Origin of the sequence: Brevibacillus reuszeri (genome assembly GCF_002897295.1) — a bacterium.
GTDB classification, from domain to species: domain Bacteria; phylum Bacillota; class Bacilli; order Brevibacillales; family Brevibacillaceae; genus Brevibacillus; species Brevibacillus reuszeri_A.
On record NZ_BEXF01000020.1, the window covers coordinates 74055 to 98141 of the forward strand.

The 24087-nt window shown below is 46.7% G+C and carries 28 protein-coding genes; 16 read left to right on the forward strand and 12 right to left on the reverse strand.

The genetic code is table 11. From position 1 onward, the window contains the following. The 3 genes from C3B52_RS25560 (at position 1) to C3B52_RS25570 (ending at position 2730) form a co-directional block, all read left to right on the forward strand. The gene (locus C3B52_RS25560; RefSeq protein ID WP_103109208.1) at positions 1-1149 is read left to right on the forward strand and encodes a HAMP domain-containing sensor histidine kinase; all 1149 of its coding nucleotides are present in this window, start codon (positions 1-3) and stop codon (positions 1147-1149) included. Between the two features lie 7 nt (positions 1150-1156). Next, positions 1157-1786, forward strand: coding sequence for a response regulator (locus C3B52_RS25565; RefSeq protein WP_103109209.1), 630 nt, complete (start codon positions 1157-1159; stop codon positions 1784-1786). Between the two features lie 122 nt (positions 1787-1908). Beyond that, a complete protein-coding gene (locus tag C3B52_RS25570; protein ID WP_103109210.1) occupies positions 1909-2730 on the forward strand; it encodes a metallophosphoesterase in 822 nt (273 codons plus the stop codon). On the opposite strand, the gene C3B52_RS25575 is transcribed toward C3B52_RS25570, so the two are convergent. Continuing rightward, positions 2715-3035 (reverse strand): hypothetical protein, encoded by a 321-nt coding sequence (locus tag C3B52_RS25575; protein WP_103109211.1) that lies wholly within the window; start codon positions 3033-3035, stop codon positions 2715-2717. The genes C3B52_RS25570 and C3B52_RS25575 overlap by 16 nt on opposite strands. Positions 3036-3060: 25 nt before the next feature. After that, the gene (locus tag C3B52_RS25580; RefSeq protein ID WP_103109212.1) at positions 3061-3852 is read right to left on the reverse strand and encodes an N-acetylmuramoyl-L-alanine amidase family protein; all 792 of its coding nucleotides are present in this window, start codon (positions 3850-3852) and stop codon (positions 3061-3063) included. 151 nt (positions 3853-4003) lie between these two features. Between C3B52_RS25580 and C3B52_RS25585 the strand changes: the two genes are divergently transcribed. From C3B52_RS25585 to C3B52_RS25600, 4 genes are all read left to right on the forward strand, one after another. Continuing rightward, a complete protein-coding gene (locus C3B52_RS25585; RefSeq protein ID WP_049736898.1) occupies positions 4004-4234 on the forward strand; it encodes a YneF family protein in 231 nt (76 codons plus the stop codon). A 17-nt stretch (positions 4235-4251) separates the two neighbouring features. After that, entirely contained in the window at positions 4252-4437 is a 186-nt protein-coding gene (locus tag C3B52_RS25590; RefSeq protein ID WP_103109213.1) for a hypothetical protein, read from the forward strand. Between the two features lie 145 nt (positions 4438-4582). Continuing rightward, the gene (locus C3B52_RS25595) at positions 4583-5008 is read left to right on the forward strand and encodes a MarR family winged helix-turn-helix transcriptional regulator (protein WP_103109214.1); all 426 of its coding nucleotides are present in this window, start codon (positions 4583-4585) and stop codon (positions 5006-5008) included. Positions 5009-5023: 15 nt separating this feature from the next. Continuing rightward, positions 5024-6058 carry a threonine aldolase family protein gene (locus C3B52_RS25600; protein ID WP_103109215.1) on the forward strand — a complete coding sequence of 345 codons (1035 nt, stop codon included), beginning with the start codon at positions 5024-5026 and terminating at the stop codon, positions 6056-6058. Positions 6059-6217: 159 nt separating this feature from the next. Here the strand turns inward: C3B52_RS25600 and C3B52_RS25605 are convergent, their stop codons facing one another. Continuing rightward, entirely contained in the window at positions 6218-6985 is a 768-nt protein-coding gene (locus C3B52_RS25605) for a TSUP family transporter (protein ID WP_103109216.1), read from the reverse strand. 193 nt (positions 6986-7178) lie between these two features. Here C3B52_RS25605 and C3B52_RS25610 point away from each other — a divergent pair, with 193 nt between their 5' ends. The 4 genes from C3B52_RS25610 (at position 7179) to C3B52_RS25625 (ending at position 10453) form a co-directional block, all read left to right on the forward strand. Then, positions 7179-7787 carry a superoxide dismutase gene (locus tag C3B52_RS25610; RefSeq protein WP_103109217.1) on the forward strand — a complete coding sequence of 203 codons (609 nt, stop codon included), beginning with the start codon at positions 7179-7181 and terminating at the stop codon, positions 7785-7787. 465 nt (positions 7788-8252) lie between these two features. Next, entirely contained in the window at positions 8253-9047 is a 795-nt protein-coding gene (locus tag C3B52_RS25615; protein ID WP_103109218.1) for a dioxygenase family protein, read from the forward strand. Then, positions 9047-9931 (forward strand): RNA polymerase sigma-70 factor, encoded by an 885-nt coding sequence (locus C3B52_RS25620; protein ID WP_103109219.1) that lies wholly within the window; start codon positions 9047-9049, stop codon positions 9929-9931. Before C3B52_RS25615 ends, C3B52_RS25620 begins: the two co-directional genes overlap by 1 nt. Before the next feature lie 75 nt (positions 9932-10006). Continuing rightward, positions 10007-10453, forward strand: coding sequence for a carboxymuconolactone decarboxylase family protein (locus tag C3B52_RS25625; RefSeq protein WP_164684925.1), 447 nt, complete (start codon positions 10007-10009; stop codon positions 10451-10453). Between the two features lie 50 nt (positions 10454-10503). Here the strand turns inward: C3B52_RS25625 and C3B52_RS25630 are convergent, their stop codons facing one another. Together C3B52_RS25630 and C3B52_RS25635 are read right to left on the reverse strand one after the other, a co-directional pair. Further along, positions 10504-11049 (reverse strand): pyridoxamine 5'-phosphate oxidase family protein, encoded by a 546-nt coding sequence (locus C3B52_RS25630; protein WP_103109221.1) that lies wholly within the window; start codon positions 11047-11049, stop codon positions 10504-10506. Positions 11050-11218: 169 nt separating this feature from the next. Further along, positions 11219-12214 carry a metal-dependent hydrolase gene (locus tag C3B52_RS25635; protein WP_103109222.1) on the reverse strand — a complete coding sequence of 332 codons (996 nt, stop codon included), beginning with the start codon at positions 12212-12214 and terminating at the stop codon, positions 11219-11221. 166 nt (positions 12215-12380) lie between these two features. On the opposite strand from C3B52_RS25635, the gene C3B52_RS25640 reads away from it, so the two are divergent. From C3B52_RS25640 to spoIIP, 4 genes are all read left to right on the forward strand, one after another. Next, positions 12381-12665, forward strand: coding sequence for a hypothetical protein (locus C3B52_RS25640; protein ID WP_103109223.1), 285 nt, complete (start codon positions 12381-12383; stop codon positions 12663-12665). 30 nt (positions 12666-12695) lie between these two features. Further along, positions 12696-13802, forward strand: a complete 1107-nt coding sequence (gene mutY, locus C3B52_RS25645; protein ID WP_103109224.1) for an A/G-specific adenine glycosylase — start codon at positions 12696-12698, stop codon at positions 13800-13802. 143 nt (positions 13803-13945) lie between these two features. After that, on the forward strand, positions 13946-14479 hold the full coding sequence (locus C3B52_RS25650; RefSeq protein ID WP_103109225.1) for an RNA polymerase sigma factor: 534 nt from the start codon (positions 13946-13948) through the stop codon (positions 14477-14479). Continuing rightward, positions 14469-15335 (forward strand): stage II sporulation protein P, encoded by an 867-nt coding sequence (gene spoIIP, locus C3B52_RS25655; protein ID WP_103109226.1) that lies wholly within the window; start codon positions 14469-14471, stop codon positions 15333-15335. Before C3B52_RS25650 ends, spoIIP begins: the two co-directional genes overlap by 11 nt. A gap of 68 nt (positions 15336-15403) precedes the next feature. Here the strand turns inward: spoIIP and C3B52_RS25660 are convergent, their stop codons facing one another. The 6 genes from C3B52_RS25660 to hcp form a co-directional block, all read right to left on the reverse strand. After that, the gene (locus C3B52_RS25660) at positions 15404-15562 is read right to left on the reverse strand and encodes a YrzI family protein (RefSeq protein ID WP_103109227.1); all 159 of its coding nucleotides are present in this window, start codon (positions 15560-15562) and stop codon (positions 15404-15406) included. A 137-nt stretch (positions 15563-15699) separates the two neighbouring features. Further along, the gene (locus tag C3B52_RS36785) at positions 15700-15852 is read right to left on the reverse strand and encodes a hypothetical protein (protein WP_164684926.1); all 153 of its coding nucleotides are present in this window, start codon (positions 15850-15852) and stop codon (positions 15700-15702) included. 486 nt (positions 15853-16338) lie between these two features. Then, positions 16339-17892, reverse strand: coding sequence for a YcdB/YcdC domain-containing protein (locus C3B52_RS25665; protein WP_103109228.1), 1554 nt, complete (start codon positions 17890-17892; stop codon positions 16339-16341). After that, positions 17879-18415: an RNA polymerase sigma factor gene (locus C3B52_RS25670; RefSeq protein WP_103109229.1), complete on the reverse strand. Its 537-nt coding sequence runs from the start codon at positions 18413-18415 to the stop codon at positions 17879-17881. Before C3B52_RS25670 ends, C3B52_RS25665 begins: the two co-directional genes overlap by 14 nt. A 12-nt stretch (positions 18416-18427) precedes the next feature. Continuing rightward, on the reverse strand, positions 18428-19915 hold the full coding sequence (locus C3B52_RS25675; protein ID WP_164684927.1) for a YcdB/YcdC domain-containing protein: 1488 nt from the start codon (positions 19913-19915) through the stop codon (positions 18428-18430). Between the two features lie 175 nt (positions 19916-20090). Continuing rightward, positions 20091-21386 (reverse strand): hydroxylamine reductase, encoded by a 1296-nt coding sequence (gene hcp / locus C3B52_RS25680; protein WP_103109231.1) that lies wholly within the window; start codon positions 21384-21386, stop codon positions 20091-20093. Between the two features lie 154 nt (positions 21387-21540). On the opposite strand from hcp, the gene C3B52_RS25685 reads away from it, so the two are divergent. Continuing rightward, positions 21541-23040, forward strand: coding sequence for a nitrate/nitrite transporter (locus C3B52_RS25685; RefSeq protein WP_103109232.1), 1500 nt, complete (start codon positions 21541-21543; stop codon positions 23038-23040). A 196-nt stretch (positions 23041-23236) separates the two neighbouring features. On the opposite strand, the gene C3B52_RS25690 is transcribed toward C3B52_RS25685, so the two are convergent. Further along, positions 23237-23944, reverse strand: coding sequence for a Crp/Fnr family transcriptional regulator (locus C3B52_RS25690; protein WP_103109233.1), 708 nt, complete (start codon positions 23942-23944; stop codon positions 23237-23239). Positions 23945-24087: the final 143 nt, after the last annotated feature.

Genomic DNA, 24087 nt, shown 5'->3' on the forward strand with positions numbered 1-24087 from the left:
ATGCGTCGACAGCGGTTGGCAAGTATACAATGGCAGTATGTGCGCTACGGTGTAACAATGGCCGTCAGTGCGATCGTGATAGCATTTATTTGTTTCTTTTCGCTCTACTTTCAGTGGAGAAACGATCCCAGTATCCATCAGTGGTATTTCAAGATCATCCATGATCCCCAAATCGTACTGTGGCTAGGTGACAACAGAGGGTCACTATTATCCCCAGACCCAGATTGGCTGATTCAGCTAGTGGCCTTTATTATTTCATTGCCAGCTGGATTGATTGTCGCCCTGATTATCTCTTACATCGGTGGGAACCTGTTGAAAAAGAGACTGTTTGTTCTGGGCGAAGCGGCAATGAAGCTGGGGCGGGGAATGTTATCGTACCGTGTACCAGAGCTTGGAGTCGATGAGGTAGGAGAGCTCGGCTGGCAATTAAACAGGCTTGCATCTCAATGGGAAGAGCAGGTGGCATCCTTGCAGCGCCTTTCTAATTCGAATGCGGCACTTGCCGAACAGCTGAAGCATGCAGCTGTGACGGAGGAAAGACAGCGACTGGCGCGTGAGCTGCATGATGCGGTCAGTCAACAGCTGTTTGCCATTGCAATGACCACAGCAGCGATGAAGCGGTTGGTCGAAAAAAATCCGCAGCGCGCCAGCCAGCAAATTGAACTGGTTGAAGAAATGGCAGCCGCAGCACAGGCGGAGATGAGAGCGCTATTGTTGCATCTTCGCCCGGCGACTTTGCAAAACAAAACGTTGAAGGAAGCCATTTTGGAACTTTTAGATGAGCTCACACGTAAAAATACGATGGAGCTGACGTGGGAAATCGAAGACGTCGAAGGCTTGCCGAGTGGAATTGAGGATCATCTGTTCCGAATTCTGCAGGAATCGCTCTCCAATACGCTGAGGCATGCCAGAGCCAACCTGATTACCGTTAAGCTGTTTACTCTGCAAGAGCAGGTTCGTATGCGGGTGTCAGATGACGGGGTAGGCTTTGATCCGGATGGAGATAAGCTGACGTCCTATGGTTTGCGCAGCATGCAGGAACGGGTTGCCGAGGTAGGCGGCTCGATGGAGATTTATTCAGCGATAGGCAAGGGAACGCAAATCGAGGTGCGGATTCCCCTGATGTCACAGGCAGAACGGGAAGGGTGAGATCTTTGTGATTCGGGTATTACTTGTTGATGATCATGAAATGGTACGGATGGGACTGGCTGCCTATCTCTCAACTGAGGACGATATTGAAGTCGTAGCGGAAGCGGGCAGCGGGGAAGAAGGCGTTCGGATGACGATTGAATTGCGTCCAGACGTCGTATTGATGGATCTGGTGATGGAAGGTATCGGTGGTGTAGAAGCGACCAGACGCATTCGCGAGGCTTGTCCTTCCAGCAAGGTGATCGTGCTTACGAGCTTTATCGACGATGAGAAGGTATATCCTGTCATCGAGGCTGGTGCGTTTAGTTATTTGCTCAAAACCTCGCGTGCTGCCGAGATTGTCAAAGCGATCCGTTCTGCGGTCGCAGGAGAGCCTGTACTGGAATCACGGGTTGCCGGCAAAATTATGGCGCGTTTCCGTCATGGACAGGAAGCGCATCCGCATGAACAGCTGACGCCACGTGAGCTAGAGGTGCTCAAACTGATCGGTCAGGGCAAATCCAATCAGGAAATTGCCGATGAGCTCATTATTGGGATCAAGACGGTAAAAACCCACGTAAGCAACATATTGGCTAAGCTAAATGTAGAGGATCGCACACAGGCGGCGATCTATGTACACACACATAATTTGGGTTAGATATGACTGCGCCAAAAAAAGGAAATGACGAGGAGGCTCACTCTTTTGAATAGAGAGTGAGTTTTTTTTGTATATGTGGTAAAGATAGTAAGTAATAGCTTTTGGAAAGGAGGGAGTGTAAGATGAGGCACAAACCTCAGACACGATCCAAGGTGCTTTCGGCAGACAAGGGAGTAGATATCGTCGGAGATGTTCATGGTTGTTATGACGAGTTTATCGAACTCTTGCGGCGCTTGGGGTATGAGCGAGGTCATGATGGGACGTATCGCCATCCACAAGGTCGAAAGCTCCTTTCCCTCGGAGATATTACAAGTCGTGGACCACAATCAATCAAGATGCTGCAATTTTTTTTGCTGCACACATCATCCGGCATTGCTGAGATGGTCGATAGCAATCATGGATGGAAAGTGGCGCGTTGGCTCGACGGAAGGCCTGTTACGCTTGCCCATGGGGACGAAAAGGTAGAAGAAGAGCTGCGCATGTACCAGCAAGAATTTGGACCGAAAAAGGCATCGCTTCTGCGCGAGCAAAGTCGGCGTCTTCTATTTTCTTCTCCGTCGCACATGATGATCAGGAGAAATGAAAAGCTGGTCGCAGTCGCTGTCCATGCAGGAATTAAAGATGACTATATCGGGATGGAGTCGTCAGCGGTACAAACCTTTTGCAGGTACGGGGATGTAGCCGGAACAGGGCCAGATGGTCGTCCGATCCGCAGAGAGTGGGCAAAAGAGCGCAAGGCTACGGAGCCGCTTATTGTGTGGGGACATGATCCACGCCCGAATCCAGAACGCAAAAACGGCACACTCAATATCGACCAGGGCTGCGTGTTTGGCGGAATGCTGACCGCCTATCGCTTTCCAGAGGACGAATTGATAAGTGTACCGGCAAAGAAAAACTATTCGGGTTTGACTGACACACCGTTAACACGTTATACCGCGGATTGAGAATCGTTGTTCTTGCTTTTTATCTGGTTTTGCTTCTCGTTCGTTTTGCTTACGCTAAATTGCTCCAGCGTGTTTTTGGCAGAAGAGTGAATCCCGACACTGGCCAGACCCGCGGTCAAGCCCTCGAGCAATGCTGTCTTCCAGTCAAAGCCGGGTGAATACAACCACTGATTCACCATGTACAGTCCGAGAATCAGCACGACAGCTACCCAACTACGCAGCTTTTTGGGGATGCGAAGCACGTCGGAAAGGGTAGCAGTGCCTGCCAGGGCAAAGGCAATAATTAAGCCCAGATCAAATCCCAAGGCACACTACCTCCACAAATTCGGCTTAGTTTTTCAGTTTTTCATACAGACGCTTGAGGATGACTGCTTCAGCCCAGAGGGGCAAAGGCTTGTCAGCTTGGCTGCGCCAATCTTCATTGGTGAGCAGCCCTTGGTCAAACATCCAGTCGATTGCTTCCTGTTTCCAATCGGGCAAAGTGCCACCTCCTCCGTTGCCAGGATTGCCGGTCCCCCCGCCATTGCCTGGTGAGCTGGTCGGTGTTGGCGTCGGTGTCGTTTTTGGCGGCTGATAAGGGAGCTTGGCATACTCACAAAAGGCTCGAACGACTGCTTCTGCGAGGTCTTTCCAGTCTTTGGCGAGCTTATCTGCATCCAATGGGTTGTCGGCAAAGCCATATTCCACGATGACTGTTTCCACGCTGCCCGTCTCCCGATGCATATAGTAGTAGTCGAGTCCGGGATTGTTAGGAAGCGTACGAGTAAAAATTCGTCGATTAGGCATGCCTTCTGCTTCCAAATCCTCCTGAATCAAGCGAGGGAATGCAGCAGAGCCATAAATGGAGTAAATGACTTCGGAGCCTCTGCCGCCGCCAGAATTGATATGATTGGAAATACAATAACGAGCCCCACTGTTGCGGACAATCGCAGTTCGAGCATCGCTTGAGAGGGTAGTATCTGTTGTTCGCGTCATGGCGACGGCAATGTTTAATTCTTGGAGTCGGTTGTATTGGTAGGTTGATATCTTGAGGGTCATATCCTTCTCTGAAAATTGGGAATTATTACCTCCCCCAGGATCGACACCACCATGGCCGGCATCGAGAATGACGATAGGATTCATTGTCACATCACCTCTTGCAATTAGGATATGCTAGAAGTAGCGATCATGCTTGAGGCGGACTCATCAATTTCCGATGGTGCAATGTACAGATTGTCCAACTATGGTACAATGAACATGTATATAATTACGCAAAGAGGATGGTAATGTATTGATGGCTTGGTACAACTGGGTAATTCCGATTGTTACACTCTTACTTGGCCTCGTAGGCGGATTTGCCGGAGGAACTTATTATTTGAAAAAGCAGGTCTCCAATATGCAAATGGACGACAAGCAGCTGCAAGCCATGGCCCGTTCTATGGGGATGAACCTTAACCAGAAGCAACTGAAACAGATGAGCCGTACGATGAAAAACATGAAAATGCCAAATAAATTCGGTAAATAAAGCGGAGGGATGTCGTTATGGGGCCGACTCGCCTGCGCTACACGATGATTGGCTTTATTATCGGGGTATTTATCGTGTACATGAAAGATCTGCCGATCGGTGAAGGAACCCGATTTGCAGCCCCTTTTTATTTGGCGGGCGTCGGCCTGCTGATTGATGGCATCATTTTACGCTTGAAACAGAGAAAAGGAAACGATGAGTAGGGGGAGGAGCCTGGCTGAATGTCAGGCTTTTTTCTTTTGCGTAAAGGTATGTAAACCTCCACAAAATGAAGGGAAATATGTTGACAGAGTCCACTAAATAAACTACATTATTTGTTGACAAAGTCCACTAAAAAGGAGTAGCGTCATGCAGCAGGACATCATTTCAGATATACGAAAATTCAACCGGTTTTACACCATCCTGCTCGGGATTTTGGAAAAGCATGTATTGGATACCGGATATTCCTTAACCGAGGCACGGGTGATTTTGGAGATTGGCTTCATGAGAGAGTGCATCGCAAATGATCTGGTCGAAAGGCTAAAAATTGATCGTAGCTACATGAGTAGAATCATTGCCAAGCTCAGCAAGGATGAACTGCTTATAAAAGAAAGCTCACCCTTAGATAGTAGAGTCAGCTTGATTCAGTTGACTCCGAAAGGGATGGCTCTTTTTCAGCAGTTGAATGAAAAATCGGATGAACAAATAGCAGAGCTACTGCAAGGGTTATCACAAAAAGAGATAAATGAAATACATGCTTCTATGCTATTGATCCAAAACAAATTAGACAGGTAGGGGAGGATACAAAAAATGATTCGATTTGAAAATGATTATGCAGAAGGTGCCCATAAGCGCATTTTGAAACGGTTACTGGAAACAAATGAAGAGCAGACACCTGGGTATGGTATGGATAAATACTGTGAAAATGCCAAGGCGTACATTAGAAAAGCGTGTGATATGGAGAATGCAGACGTACACTTGTTAGTCGGGGGAACACAGACGAATACGACGGTTATCGCTTCCATATTGCGCCCGCACCAAGGTGCAGTTGCTGCTAGTACCGGTCATATAGCCGTACATGAAACAGGGGCAATTGAAGCGACTGGTCATAAAGTACTTACGTTGCCGAGTGACGATGGGAAAATTCGGGCTGAGCAGGTAAAGGAAATGTATGACGCTCACTGGAATGATGTCACTCATGAGCATATGGTACAACCAGGCTTGGTTTACATTTCTCACCCTACCGAGAATGGAACAACCTACAGCAGAGCAGAGCTGGAAGCATTAAGCAAGGTTTGTCGCGAGCATGGCTTGCCACTGTTTTTGGATGGCGCCAGATTAGGATATGGACTGGTTTCAAAAGATAGTGATCTTTCTTTGGCAGATATCGCAAGGCTTTGCGATGTGTTTTATATCGGAGGAACAAAAGTGGGAGCATTGTGCGGCGAGGCAGTCGTCATTACAAATGATGCTCTGAAAAAAGATTTTCGCTATTTCATCAAGCAAAGAGGAGGACTGCTCGCGAAAGGCAGATTGCTCGGAATACAGTTTGAAACCTTGTTTGAGGATGGCCTGTATTATGAGATTGCGAGTCACGCCGTTGAAATGGCGATGATGATTCGAGAGGCATTTATCGAAAAAGGATACTCATTCCGCTATGATTCAGTAACCAACCAGCAGTTCCCTATTTTGCATAATGATGTGCTAAGCGAATTGGGCAAAAAGTATTTCTTTTCCTTATGGGAAAAATTCGATGACAATCACAGTGTTGTGAGATTTTGTACGAGCTGGGCTACGAAAAAAGAAAATGTAGAAATGCTGATAGAGGATATCAAGGCATTGTAAGTGAGAAAAGGAGCGGGTAATCCGCTCCTTTTCCTATTAGCTTACACCTGTATTACCTCACTGCAGAGGGCCCAAGAAGCTGGAGCATTTTCTCCTTTTTCATCTCCTCCACTACAGTCCGGAAGTCACTTTACTTTAAAGCTCTTTTCTTTCAATGACCTACGTAAAAATCAATTCATAAATCATTTTTGTAATCAACGTGATAGAAACAGCCAAGAACAACGGACGAACATAACGGACGCCTGTTTTGATCGCCACACGCGCACCAATGCTCGCACCGAGAAGCATAGCGACACCCATGACCAGACCAGTCAATAAAATAACCTTGCCTTCCATAGCGAAAACGAACAAGGCGGAGATGTTACTCGCCAGATTCAGAATCCGTCCATTCCCGGCAGCGATCACAAAATCATAACCGAACAAGAGCACCATCAAGAAAACGAAAAACGAACCGGTTCCCGGTCCGAAAAAGCCATCGTAAAATCCAATTAAAAAGGTAAAGGGAATCCCGACACCGAGTGTGAACTTGGTGAGGCCTTTAAAGTTGGAATCTTGACCGAACCGTTTGTTAAACAAGGTGTAGACAAAAATCAGTGCCATCATGATGATAACCAGTACCTTTAATAGCTCCTGAGGAACAAACAGTACCGTTTTTGCCCCAAAGTAGGCCCCTATTAATGAGACGGGAAAGAGGATAAGCATGAGCTTCTTGTCAAACTTGCCGTTTCGAATAAAGGTTACGGAGCTGGTAGCGGACGAAATTGTACCTGCGAGTTTGTTCGTACCCAGTGCCAGGTAGGGAGGAATTCCTAAACCCAAGAGAGCAGGGAGAGAGATCAGCCCACCTCCGCCTACCGTACTGTCAATGAAGGCAGCGACAAACCCGAAGAATGCGAGAAAGATAATGGTTGATAAGTCCATTTCCACAAAAGATCACCTGATTCTCTAGTTTGTATTAATCCAAGTCTAGCATGCTCTACCCTGTTTGCAAGATGGAAATCTACTGAAATAAATGAATAGATTAATATACTTTGCAAACCGATTTGTTGTAAAAGTACGTTCTTTGAAGTATAATAAAGGCGAAGCTTGACCCATACATATTTTGAGGAGGAATGTTAAAATGGCACATCAACTTCCTGCATTGCCTTATGCACATGATGCACTGGTTCCACACATCGACGCTCAAACCATGGAGATCCACCACGGACGTCACCATGCTACGTATGTAAACAACCTGAATGCTGCTCTCGAAGGTCATGCTGACCTGCAAAACAAAAGCGTTGAAGAATTGATCAGCAACCTGGATGCTTTGCCAGAAGGTATCCGCACTGCAGTTCGCAACAACGGTGGCGGACATGCAAACCACACTCTGTTCTGGGAAATCCTGAGCCCGAACGGCGGCGGCGCACCAACTGGTGAGCTGGCTGACGCTATCAACGCGGCTTTCGGAAGCTTTGACAACTTCAAAGCTGAATTCGCAAAAGCAGCTACAACTCGCTTCGGTTCCGGCTGGGCTTGGCTGACTGCTGAAGGCGGAAAAGTGGCTATCTCTTCCACTCCTAACCAAGACAGCCCTGTAATGGAAGGCAAAACACCTATCCTCGGTCTGGATGTATGGGAGCATGCTTACTACCTGAACTACCAAAACAAACGCCCTGACTACATCGCGGCGTTTTGGAACGTAGTAAACTGGGATGAAGTAAGCAAGCGTTTCGCAGCTGCGAAATAATTGCAGGCTCACTCATCAAAAGCTTGTCGTGTAATGCGGCAAGCTTTTTTTGCATTGCACCAAGGATATTCTTCAATACTACAATGAGAAGGCCCCCAAAAATGCCAGGAGGAAATCAAAAGCTGGCGAGAGGAAACAGGAGAAAATGCGAAGCTCTTTGGGACACCTACCGAGGCGCAATGGATAAAGAGAAACACGCCTTTAAGCGTCCACCTTTGAGAATCACCTTGAAAAGGCTACTTTTGGACGCGGTTTCTCTTTAGAAATGGAGCCGTCCAGTGAATCAACCAAGCTAGTGGCCCAAGAAGCTGTAGCATTTTCTCCTGTTTCCTCTCCTCCACTACCCCCCCCCCCCCCCGACAAAAAAGGGGATAGTAAACAAAACAAATATGCGTTATAATACTTACAAAAAGTAACTAAGTTTATAAAGTAAAGCTATATAGCTTTCAGAGGAGAGTGTTTCCCATGATGCCATCATTTTTTATCGCTCACGGAGCTCCGTTGCTTGCGATTGAAAACAACGTATATACACAAGCCATGAATCAATTGCCAAGTCTTCTGCCGCGTCGTCCACGCGCAATCGTCATGTTCTCGGCGCACTGGGAGGCTTTTGAACAAAACGTTGGGTCCGTAGATACATTCCCGACGATCCATGACTTTGGCGGCTTTCCGCAAGAGCTGTATGAAATTCAATACCCGGCCAAAGGTGACAGCGAAATCGCCAAAGAAACTGTCGAGCTTTTGCAAAAGGCGGGTGTACCTGTCAGCTTCAATTCAACGCGCGGGCTGGACCACGGACATTGGGTCGTGCTGAGACATGTATTCCCGGATGCAGATGTTCCGGTCGTCGCACTTTCCGTCAACCCAAATCTGACGATCGAACAGCAGTATGCGATTGGAAAGGCACTGAGTCCGCTGCGTGAAAAAGACGTACTCATTATCGGAAGTGGCGGTACCGTTCATAATTTTTCTTACATCGACATGCGCGAGACATCCGGTGGTGCATTTGAGTGGGCACTCCAGTTTGAGGAATGGCTGGAAAATACGCTGACTGAATGGAAGGTAGACGATCTGGCGAAATATCGTGAGCTCGCTCCTCATGCGGAAAAGGCCGTTCCTGTATATGGCAGCGAGCATTTCGTTCCGCTGGTTTATGTGATGGGGGCAGCAGATGATGCTCGCTTTGCGAAGCGAGTGCATATGAGCTTCCGTTACGGCAGTCTCAGCCATACGATCTGGCAGTTTGGTGAGGCCAAGTAATGCAGGATCGCATGGAGGATGTTTATCAAGAGTACAAGGCCCTCCTGTTTTCACTTGCTTATCGTATGCTCGGGTCGGTTACCGAGGCAGAGGATATCGTACAGGAGACGTTTCTTGCTTTTGCGCAAAATGACATCAACGACATTCACCATGTAAAAAGCTATTTGTGCAAGGCAGTGACTAATCGCTGCCTGGATTTGTTAAAATCCGCGCGTTGGAAACGGGAGCAGTATGTAGGAGAATGGCTGCCTGAACCGTTTATGGATGAAAAAAGCGAGAACGATCCCTTGCATGCAGTGATGGCAAAAGAGGCTGTGTCCTACGGCTTGCTCGTTTTGCTCGATACACTCACCCCAATTGAGCGTGCTGTTTACGTGTTGCGTACCGCTCTTGACTACGATTATCGTACAATCGCTGAGATGCTGGAAAAAACAGAGGATAGCTGCCGCAAGCTGTTCAGTCGTGCCGGACAAAAGCTCAAGGGAGCCGGCTTGCAGACAGAGGCGCAGCCGGAGCGATCCACCCGATTGGTCACACAGCTCATCCAAGCAATATCGCAATCTGACGCCAAAACGTTGATCCGCTTGCTGACTCACGATGCTGTTCTTGTAAGTGATGGCGGCGGAAAAGTAAAAGCGGCTATCAATCCTATTTACACGGATCAGCGTGTCGTTGCTTTTTTACTCGGGATCTGGCCCCGGTGGGCACCTAGCTCGACGATGGAGGTTCGCTCTATGAACGGTCAGGACGGAATTGCCCTGATTTCAGATGGCGAATTGAAAATTACCTTCCAACTCGTTCTGCATCCAGAAGAGGAGCGGATCGAACGGCTTTACATGATGGTCAATCCAGAAAAATTATCCCATCTTGCCATGAAAGCATGATTTTTTGTCACAAGATCGAGTGGGTAGTCGTCTTTGAGGGTGTAAACCAATAAAAAGGCGAGAGGATCGATGATCATGAAAGCAAGAATGAACTATCGCAACGTAAACCCGCAAGCATATCAAGCAATGCTTCAGCTAGAAAAATTTGTGCAAGAAAGTGGCCTCGACAAAAAGCTTATCGAGCTGATCAAAATTCGTGCTTCGCAAATAAACGGCTGCGCTTTTTGCCTCGATATGCACACGAAGGATGCGCGCAAGCTGGGAGAGACAGAGCAACGTATTTACTTGCTGAATGCTTGGAGAGAATCCGCTGTTTACTCGGAAGCGGAGCGCTCTGTACTTGCCTTGACTGAGGCTGTGACAGTCATTACGAATGGCGGTGTGTCTGATGAGGTGTATGCAGAGGTCAGAGAGCACTTTGACGAAGACCAATGTGTAGCACTCATTATGGCAATCAATACAATCAATTGCTGGAACCGAATTGCAATCACTACGGGGATGACGGCTCCAGCTATCCTGTAAAAAAGAGAAAGACACGCTTGCATGATAATGCGCGAGCGTGTCTTTTTTGTTTAAACATCCATCTCCACTTTTCTTCCCGGGTAATACTGCATATTCTCGGAATGAGGGTTTCCTTTTGCCGAAATGGACGTCGGGGTAATTCTGAAAATAGCGGTGGCACTTCCCATAGAGGAACGATACTTGAGCACATGCTGCAACGACAAAGGAGCGGAATAGTAGCCGGGCACGTATTTGTCGATCATGGCTTGCATGGCGTCACGCATCTCGGCAGGCTCCTGTACGCGTTCGATCGTGCCCGATATAAATACACTCATGTACATCGTGTCCAGATTGGCAGGCACAGGATCAGCCACCGTGCCATACTCCTCACAGACACTGAAGCACACGCGATTATTGGCGTTTATCATCTCGATTTTTCGGCCTGAATCAGCGCCGTGAAAGTAAATACAGCCATTCCACCAGGCAAAATTCAAAGGAAGAATGTACGGCTCGAGCTCGTTTGCTAAACCGAGATTACCGACCTTGGCTTGGAGTAAAAAGGCGTCAATTTGCCCTTGATCGGTAATGGTACGTTTAGAATATCGGATGGGTATCATGGCAGGTCCTCCAGTCAGCTTACGATTTAAGATTGCTTGTAAAACGATCGTAATCGGTTTCTGACGTGGTATGAAGGGGCAATTTTGCACAAAGGAAGCGGGTCAGATGAGAAAGACAAAGACCGCCCAAAGCTTTTGCTTTTTGGACGGTCCTAGTTTTTCTTATATCTTACCCTAACTGCCGATTGGAATCCAATTTTTTGCTAAGCTGATCCTCACCGCGATGAATCCAGCCAACAAACGAATCGCGAATGGTCAGATCAAAGTCGAGATACACAACCGCGACGAACATGTAATGACTTTTCCCTTGAAAGCGGGAGCGATAGCGCAGATCGATCCATTTTACCTCGTAGCCAAAGGGACGTTCCTTAGTCTCCACATGCACATGATGGGTGAAGGCGAGGAAGGATTGCACCTTGAAGCTTTTTTTGGCAGCTGCGATACGCTCATTTTCGGGCTTAATGGAAAACGTGTCGAGAATGACGACGTCACCGGAAACAACCTCGCCTACGTACCAGTGGTGCTCAGTCTTGGCAACAAAAGTCCAGTACGTCCACGAAAGTGTGGGGATGATCGTGTAAGTCCCAGCTTTTCCGATGCGTTGACGCACCAGCTCTGTCGTTCGTTTTTGTACTTGAACCCGCCAGTAGTAATAGCCGGCGATAATGATGTATATCAGAAGAAACGACCTGCCCGGATCGACGCCCGAAGCCCAAAGCAAGAAGCCGACGAGGTGAGCGGCGAAAATGAACGGGTCAAAAATGAAGATGGCGTTGAGAGCGACCCATTTATCGCGAAACGGGTACAAGCCCTTGGTGCCATACGAATTGAACAAGTCCACGAATACGTGCAGGCAAACCGCTAAAAAGATCCAGCTGAGCAGATGGAACCAATGTGTTTGCGGCATAATTGCCTGTATGAGGACAAAGATCGCTCCTGTCCAGAGAAACAGTGCTGGAACAGAGTGCGAAACTCCCCGATGGTTGCGTACATAGGCAGCGGTGCCACGGAGGCGGACCAAGCCATCCAGATCAGGTGCTTGTGAGCCGATGACCGTGCCGATCATGACGGCTCCTGCGAGTGCCGGAGTAGAAGCTACAACAGGATCGAGATAGGCGAGACCGGCTAATCCAAAGCCCATGGCAAAGTGTGTGGCGGTATCCATGGAATCGTTGTCTTCCTCCCTTCCTTACAGGCTGATCTTTATTGTTTATTATAGCGCGCGGGACGATATATTTCCCTCATTCTGCTGAAAAAAATTGTGAGCTTGTTCCCATTGGGCTAGAAAGGTATGATGTAGGGGATGAACCTCGAAGGGGAGGGCGCTTAATGTGATCACTGTTTTTATCGAATATAAATTAGAGCCTGAAAAGCGCACCAAAGGGATGCTGCTGCTCGCTGATATGGCTGCCCGCATGGAAGGAATGGGCGCAAAGCAGTATCGCTCCTGGGAAGGTGTGGATCAGCCAGGATTGTTCGTAGAAGCTTTTGATGTAGAGACGTTGGAGCAATACGAGCAAATCAAGGCAGTCCGCCTCGCTGATCGGGACTTTTGCAACTGTGTGGCGGGAGCGGGCAAGCTGAATGTATGGGCTTTTCGCGCCGCCGAGCTATAGCTTTTAACAAAAGGAGCAGACAAAAAAGAAATGGCAAGGAAAAAAGAAACCAGTTTGCAGTATACATTGCCGGAAGAATTTCACGTATTCGGATTCGCCAAGGATTTGCTAGCCTGGTACGACTCACAGAAGCGTGATTTACCTTGGCGCATTAACCGCGATCCTTATCGAGTCTGGGTATCGGAAATCATGCTGCAGCAGACTCGGGTAGAAACCGTTAAACCTTATTATGCAAATTTCATGGAAAAATTTCCGACCGTAATCGATTTGGCCAAGGCACCAGAGGAAGAAGTGCTCAAGGCGTGGGAGGGGCTTGGCTATTACTCCCGCGCTCGTAATTTGCAAGCGGCTGCCCGCGAGGTAACGGTGCGTTATGGTGGTGTCGTGCCAGATACACCTGAGGAGATCTCGACGCTAAAAGGCGTTGGTCCGTATACAGCAGGAGCGATCCTCAGTATCGCGTATGAAAAGGCCGAGCCAGCCGTAGATGGCAATGTCATGCGGGTATTTTCCCGCTTGCTGTATTTGACCGATGATATCGCCAAACCTGCCACACGAATCAAAATTGAGCATCTCGTAAGGCAAGTCATTCCTGTCGGGAGAGCCGGAGATTTCAACCAGGCATTGATGGAGCTAGGTGCGATGGTCTGTGTTCCAAGGACGCCGCAATGCCTGACCTGTCCGGTGTTTGATTACTGTATGGCACGACAGGAAGGCGTTCAGGAGGAGCTGCCGATCAAAGGCAAGGCAAAGCCGCCGCGTCCTGTAAGCCTGCAGGTTGGTGTCATCGTGCGTGATGGCAAGGTATTGATCAATAAGCGTCCGGAGCAGGGGCTCTTGGCTGGGATGTGGGAATTCCCGATGGTGGAGTCCGATGCAGACAAGGACACAGCCAAACGTGAAGCACTTGCCAATGGACTGCGCGAGCGATTCGGTATCGATGTCGAGGTGCTGGAGCCGATTGGCGAGGTTCAGCATATTTTCTCCCATTTGCAATGGAACATGCAGGTCTGGTCCTGTGACTGGATTGATGGTGAGGAATTACCGACTCATGCCCGTTACGAAGCATGGGAGGAGCTGGACTCGTATACATTCCCCATGGCTCATCATAAAATTAGGCAGTTGTTGCAGCGATAATTAGATAGTTCAGCATGAGAATAAAAGCTGTCGAGTGCATCTCGGCAGCTTTTCGTATTGTTACAGACTTTTTAAATCGATTTGTAACCTTTTCCCAGCTCGTTCGACTATAGAGTATCCCAAAAAGAAGGGGGTGTCCCCGTTTGCAGGATCAAGCCCGTCTTTCTGAACAGATTAGATGCATCTATGAGCTGTATTACAGAGATGTGTATCATTTTTTTCTACTGTTCACCGGAACCAAAAGTCAGGCGGAGGATTTAACACAAGAAGTGTTTATCAAGGTATTAAAAGCATTACCTACATTCGAGAAGCGATCGTCAATTAAGACATGGGTTCTTTCGATTGCAAAGCATACTGGAATTGATCATTATCGCAGAAAAAAACTGATTCACTTCTCCAGCCAGCTTTTGCGTATCCTTCCTTCAAAAAATGGTCTGCCAGAACAAGCACTCGTAGAAAAGGAGGAACGTGCAAATTTAGAACAATCCCTGTACAAGCTCAAGGAAAAATATCGAATAGTCATCATCCTTCGCTGTGTGAATGAGCTGAGTGTGAAGGAAACGGCTGAAATATTGGGATGGAGCGAAGCAAAGGTAAAGGTCAGCTATCATCGGGCATTAAAACAACTAAAGAATGAGTTGTTTTTAGAGGAAGGAGAGTCTTCACATGCCAAATAAAGACAAGCTGGAGAAGCAAATCAAGGCATTGGCAGAAGAACCGGATAAACAGTATGTCGCGAGGCTGGGGGTAAAGCTGGTGAAGCAGGCAAACCAGATGGAAGCAAAAAGCAGAGCGCTGCGATACTTTAGCGTAGCAGCTGGTATTATCGCATGTCTGTTGCTGATCGTTACCCTCAAACTAAACGCAGAGTCCGAGGCTCCTGCCGCAGTTGGAGAAGCGGATTCTCCCTCTGTTTTGATCTATCACACACATAGCCAGGAGTCATTTGTTTCTGAGACAAAAACTTCTACAGAGATTCATTCTGTGAATGATCCACAGCACAATATTTCGCGAGTAGGCAAAAGATTGGCAGATGCCTTACAGACAAATAAGATAAGTGCAATCCAGTCCCCCATTGACTTTGCTTCCGAGGCGAAAAACCAACAAAAAGACTTCAGTGAACTGTATTTGATGTCACGTGAAAACGTAAAAGAGATGTTAGTGATTCATCCAGACATCCAAATGGTTTTAGATGTTCACCGTGGCAGTAGAAAAAGAAACATAACCACCCTCAAGATCAATAACACCGAAGTGGCAAAAATCAGGCTAGTCATTAATAACTCCCATCCGAATTGGGAACGAAACCTGGGCTTCGCACAAACGATTAGCAAGAAGGCACAGGAAATGTATCCGGAGTTTCCAATCGAAGTAATCGAGCAAAAGGGCATGAGTCCAGTCTACTGGAATCAGGATTTGCATCCACGCGCTGTGCTTGTAGAAATAGGCGGGATGGAGAATACGTTAGAAGAAGAATACGCGTCAGCCGACATACTCGCCAAAATCTTGGCAGAGGTTTTACGCAAAGCAGACTAAAAAAAGAAGAAGATCACGTCCCTAGGAGACCTGATCTTCTTTTTTGCTTTTATAATCGTGCGTGTATATTAGCGATACAAATACTCTGGAAATTGCATCGCGATCTGATGCTTTTGCTCTTCCCACTCGGCAATTGCTTTCTTTTGCAAATAGTGTGCCTCCTGTTGCTCTGGAGTCACTTTCCGTTTCTCAATGATGATGGTGAAAAAAATCATCGGAATGTACATGAGCGTATCCCTCCCATCCCTGTAAATTGGTGCAGTCAGCTGCCATCTATCGCTTTGACTCCTGTAAATCTCATCATCTGACGTCTTTGTTTGGTTTTCATAAAAAAATCCCTCCTCAACGTGGTTGTTTGCAAATATTAGATGTGGCTAATCAATTGTGCTGCTTGAATGGCGTGGGCTTCCGCACGTTCCTCAAGGTAACGTGTGCGAGCGTACGTAGCTATACGTTGCTCAGCATTTACTTGTTTGCGTTCAATCTTGATTGTGAAGAACAAAAAGTTCAGTATCATATCCGATCACCTCCCTTCAAAGGGTAAAAATTGAATTTGATCCATTTTTTGATTTATAGAGAAAGAAAAAGACCACAGGCAAAACGCCAGCGGTCTTTTGGAAACACAAAGAAAATGAAAGACCACAAGCAACAACGCCTGTGGTCGGGTATTTGACGAAAAGGGAATGTTGAAGATACGAATAACAACTACGATTCGTCAGTCCAGGAGGCGTTGCCATATTCAGTTGTAACAAAGATAAGACGGTCATAAAAAGCAGCATTGGGTTGTAGTAGTACATTCATCATCATCATTTGTCACAGCCTCCTTTTCTTTCGTAGTGTTTTAGAACGTACTCTAAGAATATGGGAATTTCTTCTTGAAGTAAAGCACTTTTTCACCTATTTTCAAAAAGAAATTATTTTCTGACAATTATTCATTTCTGTGAACAGGTGACAAAAAGTGGCGAAGGATGCGAAACGCCACTTTTTGCAAGGTGGGGCAGATTCATTTTTGCTGGTACACGAGTTGCGGAGCATCGCTGGCGTTTTTATCGTCAGCATCCTTTTTCGGCCATATATAAACCAGCTCGAGCTTGTGCTGTTTCTCGTATTGGGAGATAGCAGCGTCTATGGATGCCGCTTCAAAGGACAGGGGAGGGTTCTTTGAAGCAAATCTGGTCTCTTCCATCCCAACGACCTGCCCCCTCTGATCAAGGGTCACATTATACGTACGGCCTGCAATAGGAACACCGTCAATCGAAGCGCCAAATGAATAGCCGATCTCCTTGTCATCCCAGCCTGATCCGAGTAAGCCAAGTGCGGTTATCTTTTTATCCAGATAGCGCTCTAGAAACTCGACAGCCTTTTTCACGTCATCTTCTCGCGGGGCTCGCTTCGATCCGTTTGTCTCGGTAGCAGTATCCTGAACATGATAGGCAGTCAGCACACCATTAGGGCTTACTTGAGCAGTAATCGTTTTATCAGCTCCGGCCCATGTGTATTCCGTTCCCGATCCTTTGCCATACGAGATGGAAGTGGGAGATGTGCCTCGCTCTCCATCAAAGGTGACGCCGAATTCCTGCTGAAGCAAAGTGATAGCGTCATTCACAGAATGTACCTCGAGCTTTTTCCCATGTGATTTCACAGGGATTGATGATTTGGGGGATGGAACCTGCGATAGTTGCTCTGGCTTAGCCAGCATTTTTCCTGTTTTCGCATCCAAATAGCCGGGAAAATCCAGTTCGTAGCGTTTAGTGAGTGCGCCATCTTTGTCGTACCGATAGACAGGCTGCATCGTGCCTGCGATGATTTCTACTGCCTCCTTTTCAGAAAGAATGTCTACTGGGGGAGGAAATTGAGACAAGTTGCGCTGCTTCTCAGGCAAACGATTGAATTTAAAATAGCTTACCGTATCATGCTCTACACCTACCGAATAGCTGTCGTTATAAAAGGGGACACCATGAATCATACGACTGAAAACAATTTTCCCTTCCGTGAGGTCGGTCTGCTTGGTATTAACCTTGTATTGCTGGCCTTCATCTCCGAGCATTTCGTTTAAATAAGACTGGGCAATCTGGAGTGGAGGGGACTGCTTGTCTGGCTCGTTGTTATTAGGCTCAATGGGTGGCTGCTCTTTTTCATCAATGGTTGGCGAATTGGCTTGTGCTTCGGACACTTCTGTATTGGCTGGAGGTGTTGGCACTTGTGCTTTTGTTTGTGATTGCTCGGCAGATTTAGGCTGCTCTGCGACATGGGTGGTAGCTGCTGGCTCTTGTGGATGATCAAGAGGTAGAGAAGCGATATTTGAATCTGCAGGGGAGGTAGATGCCTGCGGTGAAGGCTGCTGCCAGGGCATTGCTGTGACCCAGCTTCCCAATAGTATGACGACTGCTGCTGTTGCTGTATGAGTCAAGATGCGGCGATGACGCAACCGGCGTTTTACAGCAGTCGCTTCTTTTTGCAGTTTTTCATCCAAGTAAGCAACAAATTCCGGTCGTGGTGACTGCTCCAGCTCAGGCAATCGTTTTAGTTGTTGTTCCAGTTCCTCAAACGAATTCATTTTGCCATCCTCCTTCCTTAGGTTCGGTCATATAGCGCTGGAGCTGTTTGAAGCCGCGATGATAATCTACTTTTACTTTTGCTTCTGAAATCGCCAGAAGCTCTGCAGTTTCCTTGATGCTATACCCTTTGATACTGCGTAAAATAATGACCATACGATAGCTGGGCTTTAGCTTTTGCAAAGCTTTTTTCAATTCTACCAATTCTTCTTTGTGTGATAGCTCTGCTTCTGGCACGCCCTCAGTTGTGACAATATTGCGCAGGAGCTTTTCGGAAAAGAACAGCTTCAGCTTTTGCTTGCGGTAATAATCGATAGCGATGTATTTGGCGATGGAGAACAGCCACGTCTTGATCACTACGCGCCCATCATAGCTTGGGAGTGAGCGCAATAAGCTCGTAAACACCTCTTGGGTCAAGTCCTCGGTCTCGTTTTGATTGTTGGTGAAATAGAGTAAAAAGGAGTAGACGTCCTTGTAGTGAGTCTGATAAATAAGGCGAATTCTCTCGTTAAGCTCGTCATGCAAAACATTTCCTCCTTATTTGGTTTTAGTCGGGATGATTTTTCCGGTTACAGCATTGATCTTGTCCATGCGATAGCCTTGGGGAGCCTGATAGGTGAGAACAGCCTGCTTCCCGTTGTCTTTCGGATAGAAATAAATCAGTTGCAGCGGATTGGCTTTCAAAAATTCCTTTGCTGCTTGTTCGGCAGAGACCAGCTTTACCCCCTCAGGTGGCTTGGCAGAGAAGCGAGCTTTGGTAGTCCCGTAAAAATCAGTGATTTGTCCCCCGTCCAAATGGATAGAAACTCGATCATTTAGATTAGGAATCCCATTGTGAACAGGAGCAAAGGAGAACATGTAACCGCGCCAGCTTTCCGGGCGATGATTTATAATCTCCATCACTTCACTTGTGTCTGCGGGCAAATATTTTTCCAGCTCCTTGATTGCCAAAAGTCTGGCTTGTTCACGCGTGACATTTTTTGAACCCATTTCAGATGCTCCCTGGGAAAAATAAGTGACGATTTCCCCGGTTGTCGCATCTGTGTTGACGAGCGCTTCTTGTTCCGTTCCTTCCCTCCACCAATAACGCTTCCTCGTTTGATCCTTGGTCATTTCTTCGCGCAGCTCTGCTGCCTTTGCTTCGATACCGCGTTCTTTTTTCAGATAGGCAACAACCTCTTCTTTTGTTTTTGCAGAAAAGGTCGTTCCTGTCGGCTTTACGTTAATGATCGGTCCAGGGGTATCGTAATTGACTTGTTGTACCCCCAGATCTTTACCTGTTTTCGCATCGATATAGCCGGAGAACATCGGTTGGTAGATGAATGTATCACCGTTATAGGAGAGGGTCATTATGCTTGCAAACAATGATTCCAACTCTTCTGGAGGTAGAGCGTCCTTGGGATCGTCAAAATTCGTTTCTTCCACGGCTGGAACTGGGTAGTTGAAGTTGGAATTTGGCATGGGGAATTGTCCACCCTCAGTAATGCGTCCATCAGCGTCTACGGTTATGCGCACGCTTTGGCTAGGGTAAAAAAGCCCGTTCACAACCTTGGAAAATGGGATTCCTAAGGTGTTTGAAAGATACGGATTATACCGATATCCCCGCATATCCTCACCATACCATTGCTTGAGAAAGGCAGTAGCCTGCTTAACAGCCTGTTCTCCCTGTGCCAAGATTTCATCCGTGTTCGAATCATCTAATAGGCGGAATCGCTTTAATTCGCCTGTTTTTTTATCAAACGAAAGCACGACATTTGGCAGAACATTTTCTTCGTCATCGGATTTCTTTAGCAAAACGCGAACGGTGTTATCGCTGTGTTCATCAATCGTCACTGTTTTATACGGATAGTCTTCTAGGTAAGGCAAAAGCTTTTTGGCCTTGGCTATAGAAGCATCAATCGTTTTCATAATATCCGCTACAGTCCCGGATTGAGCCTTCTCTGCTGTTTTATTGCTCTTCTGTGTCGCGTAAATAGGTGTTGCCGCCAGTAGACTGGTGGTTGCCAGCAGGCAGACGAGTTTCATTATTTTCTTCATGAATGGTTATCCCTCACTTTCTTCTGCCTACTTATCCGTAAAAAAGAGAAAAAGGTTACAAGATTGCAAAAGAAATTTTATAGAAGGCTTTTTTCATTTTACAGGAAAGGAAAAAGAGCAGACCCTCATTTAAGAGAATCTGCCCTTTCCTTTTTATACCATGCTACTGAGTGACCCCTAGCATTTGTTTCATATCATTTTGGGCATCCCCAATTAACTGGATATGAAATAATTCTTGTAATACTTGCAGAACTCCTGAAGAAATAAACTCGGGCAATTTTGGTCCAATCCGAATATCTTTTATGCCTAGACTAAACAGGCCAAGTAGAATCGCAACAGCCTTTTGTTCAAACCAAGACAGAACGATGCTTACCGGTAATTCATTCACATTACACTCAAACGCTTCCGCCAGTGCTGCTGCGATTGTAATAGTAGAAACCGAGTTATTGCACTGTCCCAAATCGATGTATCTTGGAATCGACGTACCTGGCACCGTGCCGAAATCCACATCGTTAAAGCGGAATTTGCCACATGAAGTAGTAAGAATGACAGTATCCGGGGGAAGGGATATAGCCAGTTCGCGGTAATACTCTCCTCCCTTGCCAGGAGCGTCACAGCCGGCAATAACAAAGAAATGTGAGATCTTTCCTTCTTTTACCGCCTGTATAATCTCCGGCGCGATACCGAGGACTGTTTGATGATGGTATCCTGTTGTCAACGTCTGTTCCGATTCGATGGTTACCTCAGGCAGGGACAATGCTTTTTCGATCAACGGCGTAAAGTCGTCATTTTCAATTTTAATTACGTTCTCCAAGCCTGCTATGTCATAGGAGAAGAAGCGATCAGCATAGCTGCCACGGATTGGCATCACGCAATTTGTCGTCGCCAGTATTGCCCCTGGAAATTGCTCAAACAATTGGCGCTGATCATACCATGCCTTCCCAATGTTCCCTTTTAGATGGGGATATTTATTCAAGGCGGGATAACCATGTGCAGGTAGCATCTCGGAATGGGTGTAGATATTAATTCCTTTCCCTTCCGTTTGTTTTAAGAGCTCTTCCAAAGCAAATAGGTTGTGCCCCGTTACAACGATACATTTTCCTTCTATTTTGTTTTGTGAGACGGTTATCGGCTGTGGAATTCCGAGACGCTCTGTATGAGCTTTATCGAGTAGCTCCATCACTTTAATCGCCGCTTTTCCTACCTTCATGGCCATTTGCAAATGCTCTTCCAAATTAAAGTTGACATTTGTTAATGTAAAATAGAGAGCTTCCTGTGTAATACCGTCCACTTCAGGATCGATATATCCCAACTGACGAGCATGTGTAGCATAGGCAGCGATCCCTTTTAAAGCAAAAATAATCGTATCTTGAATACTCGCAAGCTCTTCATTCTTTCCGCAAACACCTACAATCTTGCAACCGCCAGTGGGAGTCTGTTCACATTGATAGCAAAACATTTACCATCACTCCTTCTGTTCAAGCTTTCGCCTTGATTATAAGAAGAGCGCACAGAAGAAGCTGTGATAAAAATCACATCGGGAAAATGCACTGCCTCTTATCATAGGGGGTGCAGAGGAACGTAATTTTTATTCCCAAGTGAGGGGTGTGGTTATGGTTCGAAAATGGCAGCTACCGTTACAGACGTTGAACCTGGTCGTTGGCTTTATGGTTTGGGTGATACTGTCATCACTCATGCCTTTTATCAAAGAAACGGTTCCCTTGAGTCCGGGTGAAGTGGCGTGGGGTACGGCAATTCCTGTGTTGCTTGGATCACTGCTGAGAATTCCCATCGGATATTGGAGCAACCGATTTGGTGCGAGAACAATCTTTTGTATAAGCTTTCTTTTACTGTTAGCACCCGTGTTTTATATCAGCAAAGCAACCACCTATGTTGATTTATTAATAGGCGGCATGTTTTTGGGGATAGGCGGGGCAGTGTTTTCGGTTGGTGTCACTTCTCTTCCGAAGTACTACCCAAAGGAAAAGCATGGGTCTATAAATGGAATCTACGGTATGGGCAATATCGGTACTGCCCTGACAGCTTTTTCGGCTCCGGTTCTCGCAGTAAGCTTTGGCTGGACCACTACTGTTCAGATGTTCATGATATTGCTCGTAGGATTTGCCTTGCTTACCTTCTTTTTGGGGGATAAGAATGAACCTAGGGTCGTAACTCCTCTCCGGCAACAGATCATGAGTGTCTACAAAAATGAGAAGCTGTGGCTGATCAGTCTTTTCTACTTCATTACATTTGGATGCTTCGTTGCTTTTACCGTTTATCTGCCTAACTTTTTGGTCAGCCATTTCCAATTGGATAAAGTGGATGCTGGTATGAGAACAGCGGGCTTCATTCTTTTGGCTACGGCTGCAAGACCGTTGGGAGGCTGGCTTGGGGATCGATGGAATCCATTCAAGGCGCTGATGATTGTATTTGCAGGACTTGCTTTGGCCGGAATTCTGCTTTCTTTTTCGCCATCTATGCAGATGTATACGGTGGGGTGCTTGCTCGTCGCAACATGTGCGGGCATGGGGAACGGAGCTGTGTTCAAATTAGTGCCGATGTATTTCTCCAAGCAGGCAGGAATTGTGAATGGGATTGTTTCTGCCATGGGCGGATTGGGAGGATTTTTTCCGCCGTTGATGTTAACGATGTTGTTTAATCTGACAGGGCACTACGCGATCGGGTTTATGGCATTGTCCCAGTTTGCATTGGCCAGCTTGATCTTAGTTGTCTGGATGTTTTATCAAGAAAAGCTGCAGCTCGCTTCCACGATTCTAGAAAAAACAGGAGAAGCCATATTGATTACTGATACAAAGGGAGTCATCCAAAGTGCGAATCATGCTTTTTCGAAAGTAACAGGCTTTAGCATGAACGAGGTGATTGGCAAGTCGCCAAATATTTTAAAGTCTGGTAAACAGGATGCTGTCTTCTATCAAAAAATGTGGGAATCCATCAAGCAAAATGGTTATTGGCAAGGGGAGATCTGGAATCGCCGGAAGAATGGGGAACAGTATTTACAGTGGTTGACCATAAGCGCAATTTTAGACGATGGTGGAGAAGTACAATACTATGCTGGGATGTTCAGTGAGCTGACGCATCAAAAGCATGCCTGACGATACAAAAGGTACAAAAAAAGTCTTGGACTTGTCGGTCCAGGACTTTTTTACGTATAGGGATTTATAAGCGTGACGCTTATGAATTCCGGAGCGCATGTCAAGGTGCCTCAGCGTTCGCTCCCGGCATTACTTCGGTGAAACATTCCGCTAAACGCGGTCGCTCCTCCTTGGAGAAGCATCGATAGAGGTTTTCTTACATTTGGCAAATATCAGGGGGGCAATCATCACAATAGATGGCTGCTTTTATATAGGCAATGTCTTTTATCAAAATATGTCCTTGGGGGAGCAGATCAATGACGTCCTGTTTTTTCAAATCGGACAGCATTCGGTTAACACTTTCTCGTGTCAGACCAATGAATTGGGCCAAATCACGATTGGTAAGGGAAAGGTCAATGAGTATTCCATCAGGATGGGGCTTGCCGTACGTATTGCTCATACGGATTAAAGTGGAATAAAGAGCGCCGATCTTGCCATTGAGAAGCAGGTCACGAAACTTGGACTGCATTCGCCTGTTCATGAGTCCCATCCAACGCAGGAACTCTACGCAAAATTGGCCGTTTTTAATCAGCATTTTTTCTAGTCCTTGACGAGGGATTATCCACACTTCACTAGCCATCAACATGGTGCCAGTAGAGGTGTATGTCAATTCAGTCTCAAAAAGTCCAGAGACGCCGACAAGCTCACCTGCACCAAATACTTGCAGTGTCAGTTCTTTGCCATCATTGGTAGTCTTAGTCATCTTGATTTGGCCCGTGCTAATTAAAAATAACTGGTTAGCTTGCTCTCCATCGAAAAATAAGACAGCACCGGGATCAAAATTCTTTTTAATCGCCAAGGTCTCGAGGCTTTTAACAAAATCGGGAGTGATCTGTTCCGCGAAAGTAGCACTATTTCCGTTCATGTGGCCCTCCCTTTTTCACAGGAAAAAATAACGAAGCCGCCTACATTATATCATCCCTTATTCACGAGATGAATAGAGAAATCATGATGAGGTGGGAGCAGGTGTGAGATACATCACAACCCTTGATGTTGCCGATTGCTACA

Bases quoted from the DNA above. Each gene is read 5' to 3' on its own strand.
- C3B52_RS25690 (WP_103109233.1), bottom strand. From the start codon at position 23,944: ATGAACGGAAATAGTGCTACTTTCGCGGAACAGATCACTCCCGATTTT.
- C3B52_RS25610 (WP_103109217.1), top strand. From the start codon at position 7,179: ATGGCACATCAACTTCCTGCATTGCCTTATGCACATGATGCACTGGTT.
- C3B52_RS25560 (WP_103109208.1), top strand. From the start codon at position 1: ATGCGTCGACAGCGGTTGGCAAGTATACAATGGCAGTATGTGCGCTAC.
- C3B52_RS25590 (WP_103109213.1), top strand. From the start codon at position 4,252: ATGGGGCCGACTCGCCTGCGCTACACGATGATTGGCTTTATTATCGGG.
- C3B52_RS25620 (WP_103109219.1), top strand. From the start codon at position 9,047: ATGCAGGATCGCATGGAGGATGTTTATCAAGAGTACAAGGCCCTCCTG.
- C3B52_RS25595 (WP_103109214.1), top strand. From the start codon at position 4,583: ATGCAGCAGGACATCATTTCAGATATACGAAAATTCAACCGGTTTTAC.
- C3B52_RS25685 (WP_103109232.1), top strand. From the start codon at position 21,541: ATGGTTCGAAAATGGCAGCTACCGTTACAGACGTTGAACCTGGTCGTT.
- C3B52_RS25675 (WP_164684927.1), bottom strand. From the start codon at position 19,915: ATGAAACTCGTCTGCCTGCTGGCAACCACCAGTCTACTGGCGGCAACA.
- C3B52_RS36785 (WP_164684926.1), bottom strand. From the start codon at position 15,852: ATGATACTGAACTTTTTGTTCTTCACAATCAAGATTGAACGCAAACAA.
- hcp (WP_103109231.1), bottom strand. From the start codon at position 21,386: ATGTTTTGCTATCAATGTGAACAGACTCCCACTGGCGGTTGCAAGATT.
- C3B52_RS25665 (WP_103109228.1), bottom strand. From the start codon at position 17,892: ATGAATTCGTTTGAGGAACTGGAACAACAACTAAAACGATTGCCTGAG.
- C3B52_RS25625 (WP_164684925.1), top strand. From the start codon at position 10,007: ATGAAAGCAAGAATGAACTATCGCAACGTAAACCCGCAAGCATATCAA.
- C3B52_RS25630 (WP_103109221.1), bottom strand. From the start codon at position 11,049: ATGATACCCATCCGATATTCTAAACGTACCATTACCGATCAAGGGCAA.
- mutY (WP_103109224.1), top strand. From the start codon at position 12,696: ATGGCAAGGAAAAAAGAAACCAGTTTGCAGTATACATTGCCGGAAGAA.
- C3B52_RS25585 (WP_049736898.1), top strand. From the start codon at position 4,004: ATGGCTTGGTACAACTGGGTAATTCCGATTGTTACACTCTTACTTGGC.
- C3B52_RS25600 (WP_103109215.1), top strand. From the start codon at position 5,024: ATGATTCGATTTGAAAATGATTATGCAGAAGGTGCCCATAAGCGCATT.
- C3B52_RS25635 (WP_103109222.1), bottom strand. From the start codon at position 12,214: ATGGATACCGCCACACACTTTGCCATGGGCTTTGGATTAGCCGGTCTC.
- C3B52_RS25580 (WP_103109212.1), bottom strand. From the start codon at position 3,852: ATGAATCCTATCGTCATTCTCGATGCCGGCCATGGTGGTGTCGATCCT.
- C3B52_RS25615 (WP_103109218.1), top strand. From the start codon at position 8,253: ATGATGCCATCATTTTTTATCGCTCACGGAGCTCCGTTGCTTGCGATT.
- C3B52_RS25660 (WP_103109227.1), bottom strand. From the start codon at position 15,562: ATGTACATTCCGATGATTTTTTTCACCATCATCATTGAGAAACGGAAA.
- C3B52_RS25570 (WP_103109210.1), top strand. From the start codon at position 1,909: ATGAGGCACAAACCTCAGACACGATCCAAGGTGCTTTCGGCAGACAAG.
- spoIIP (WP_103109226.1), top strand. From the start codon at position 14,469: ATGCCAAATAAAGACAAGCTGGAGAAGCAAATCAAGGCATTGGCAGAA.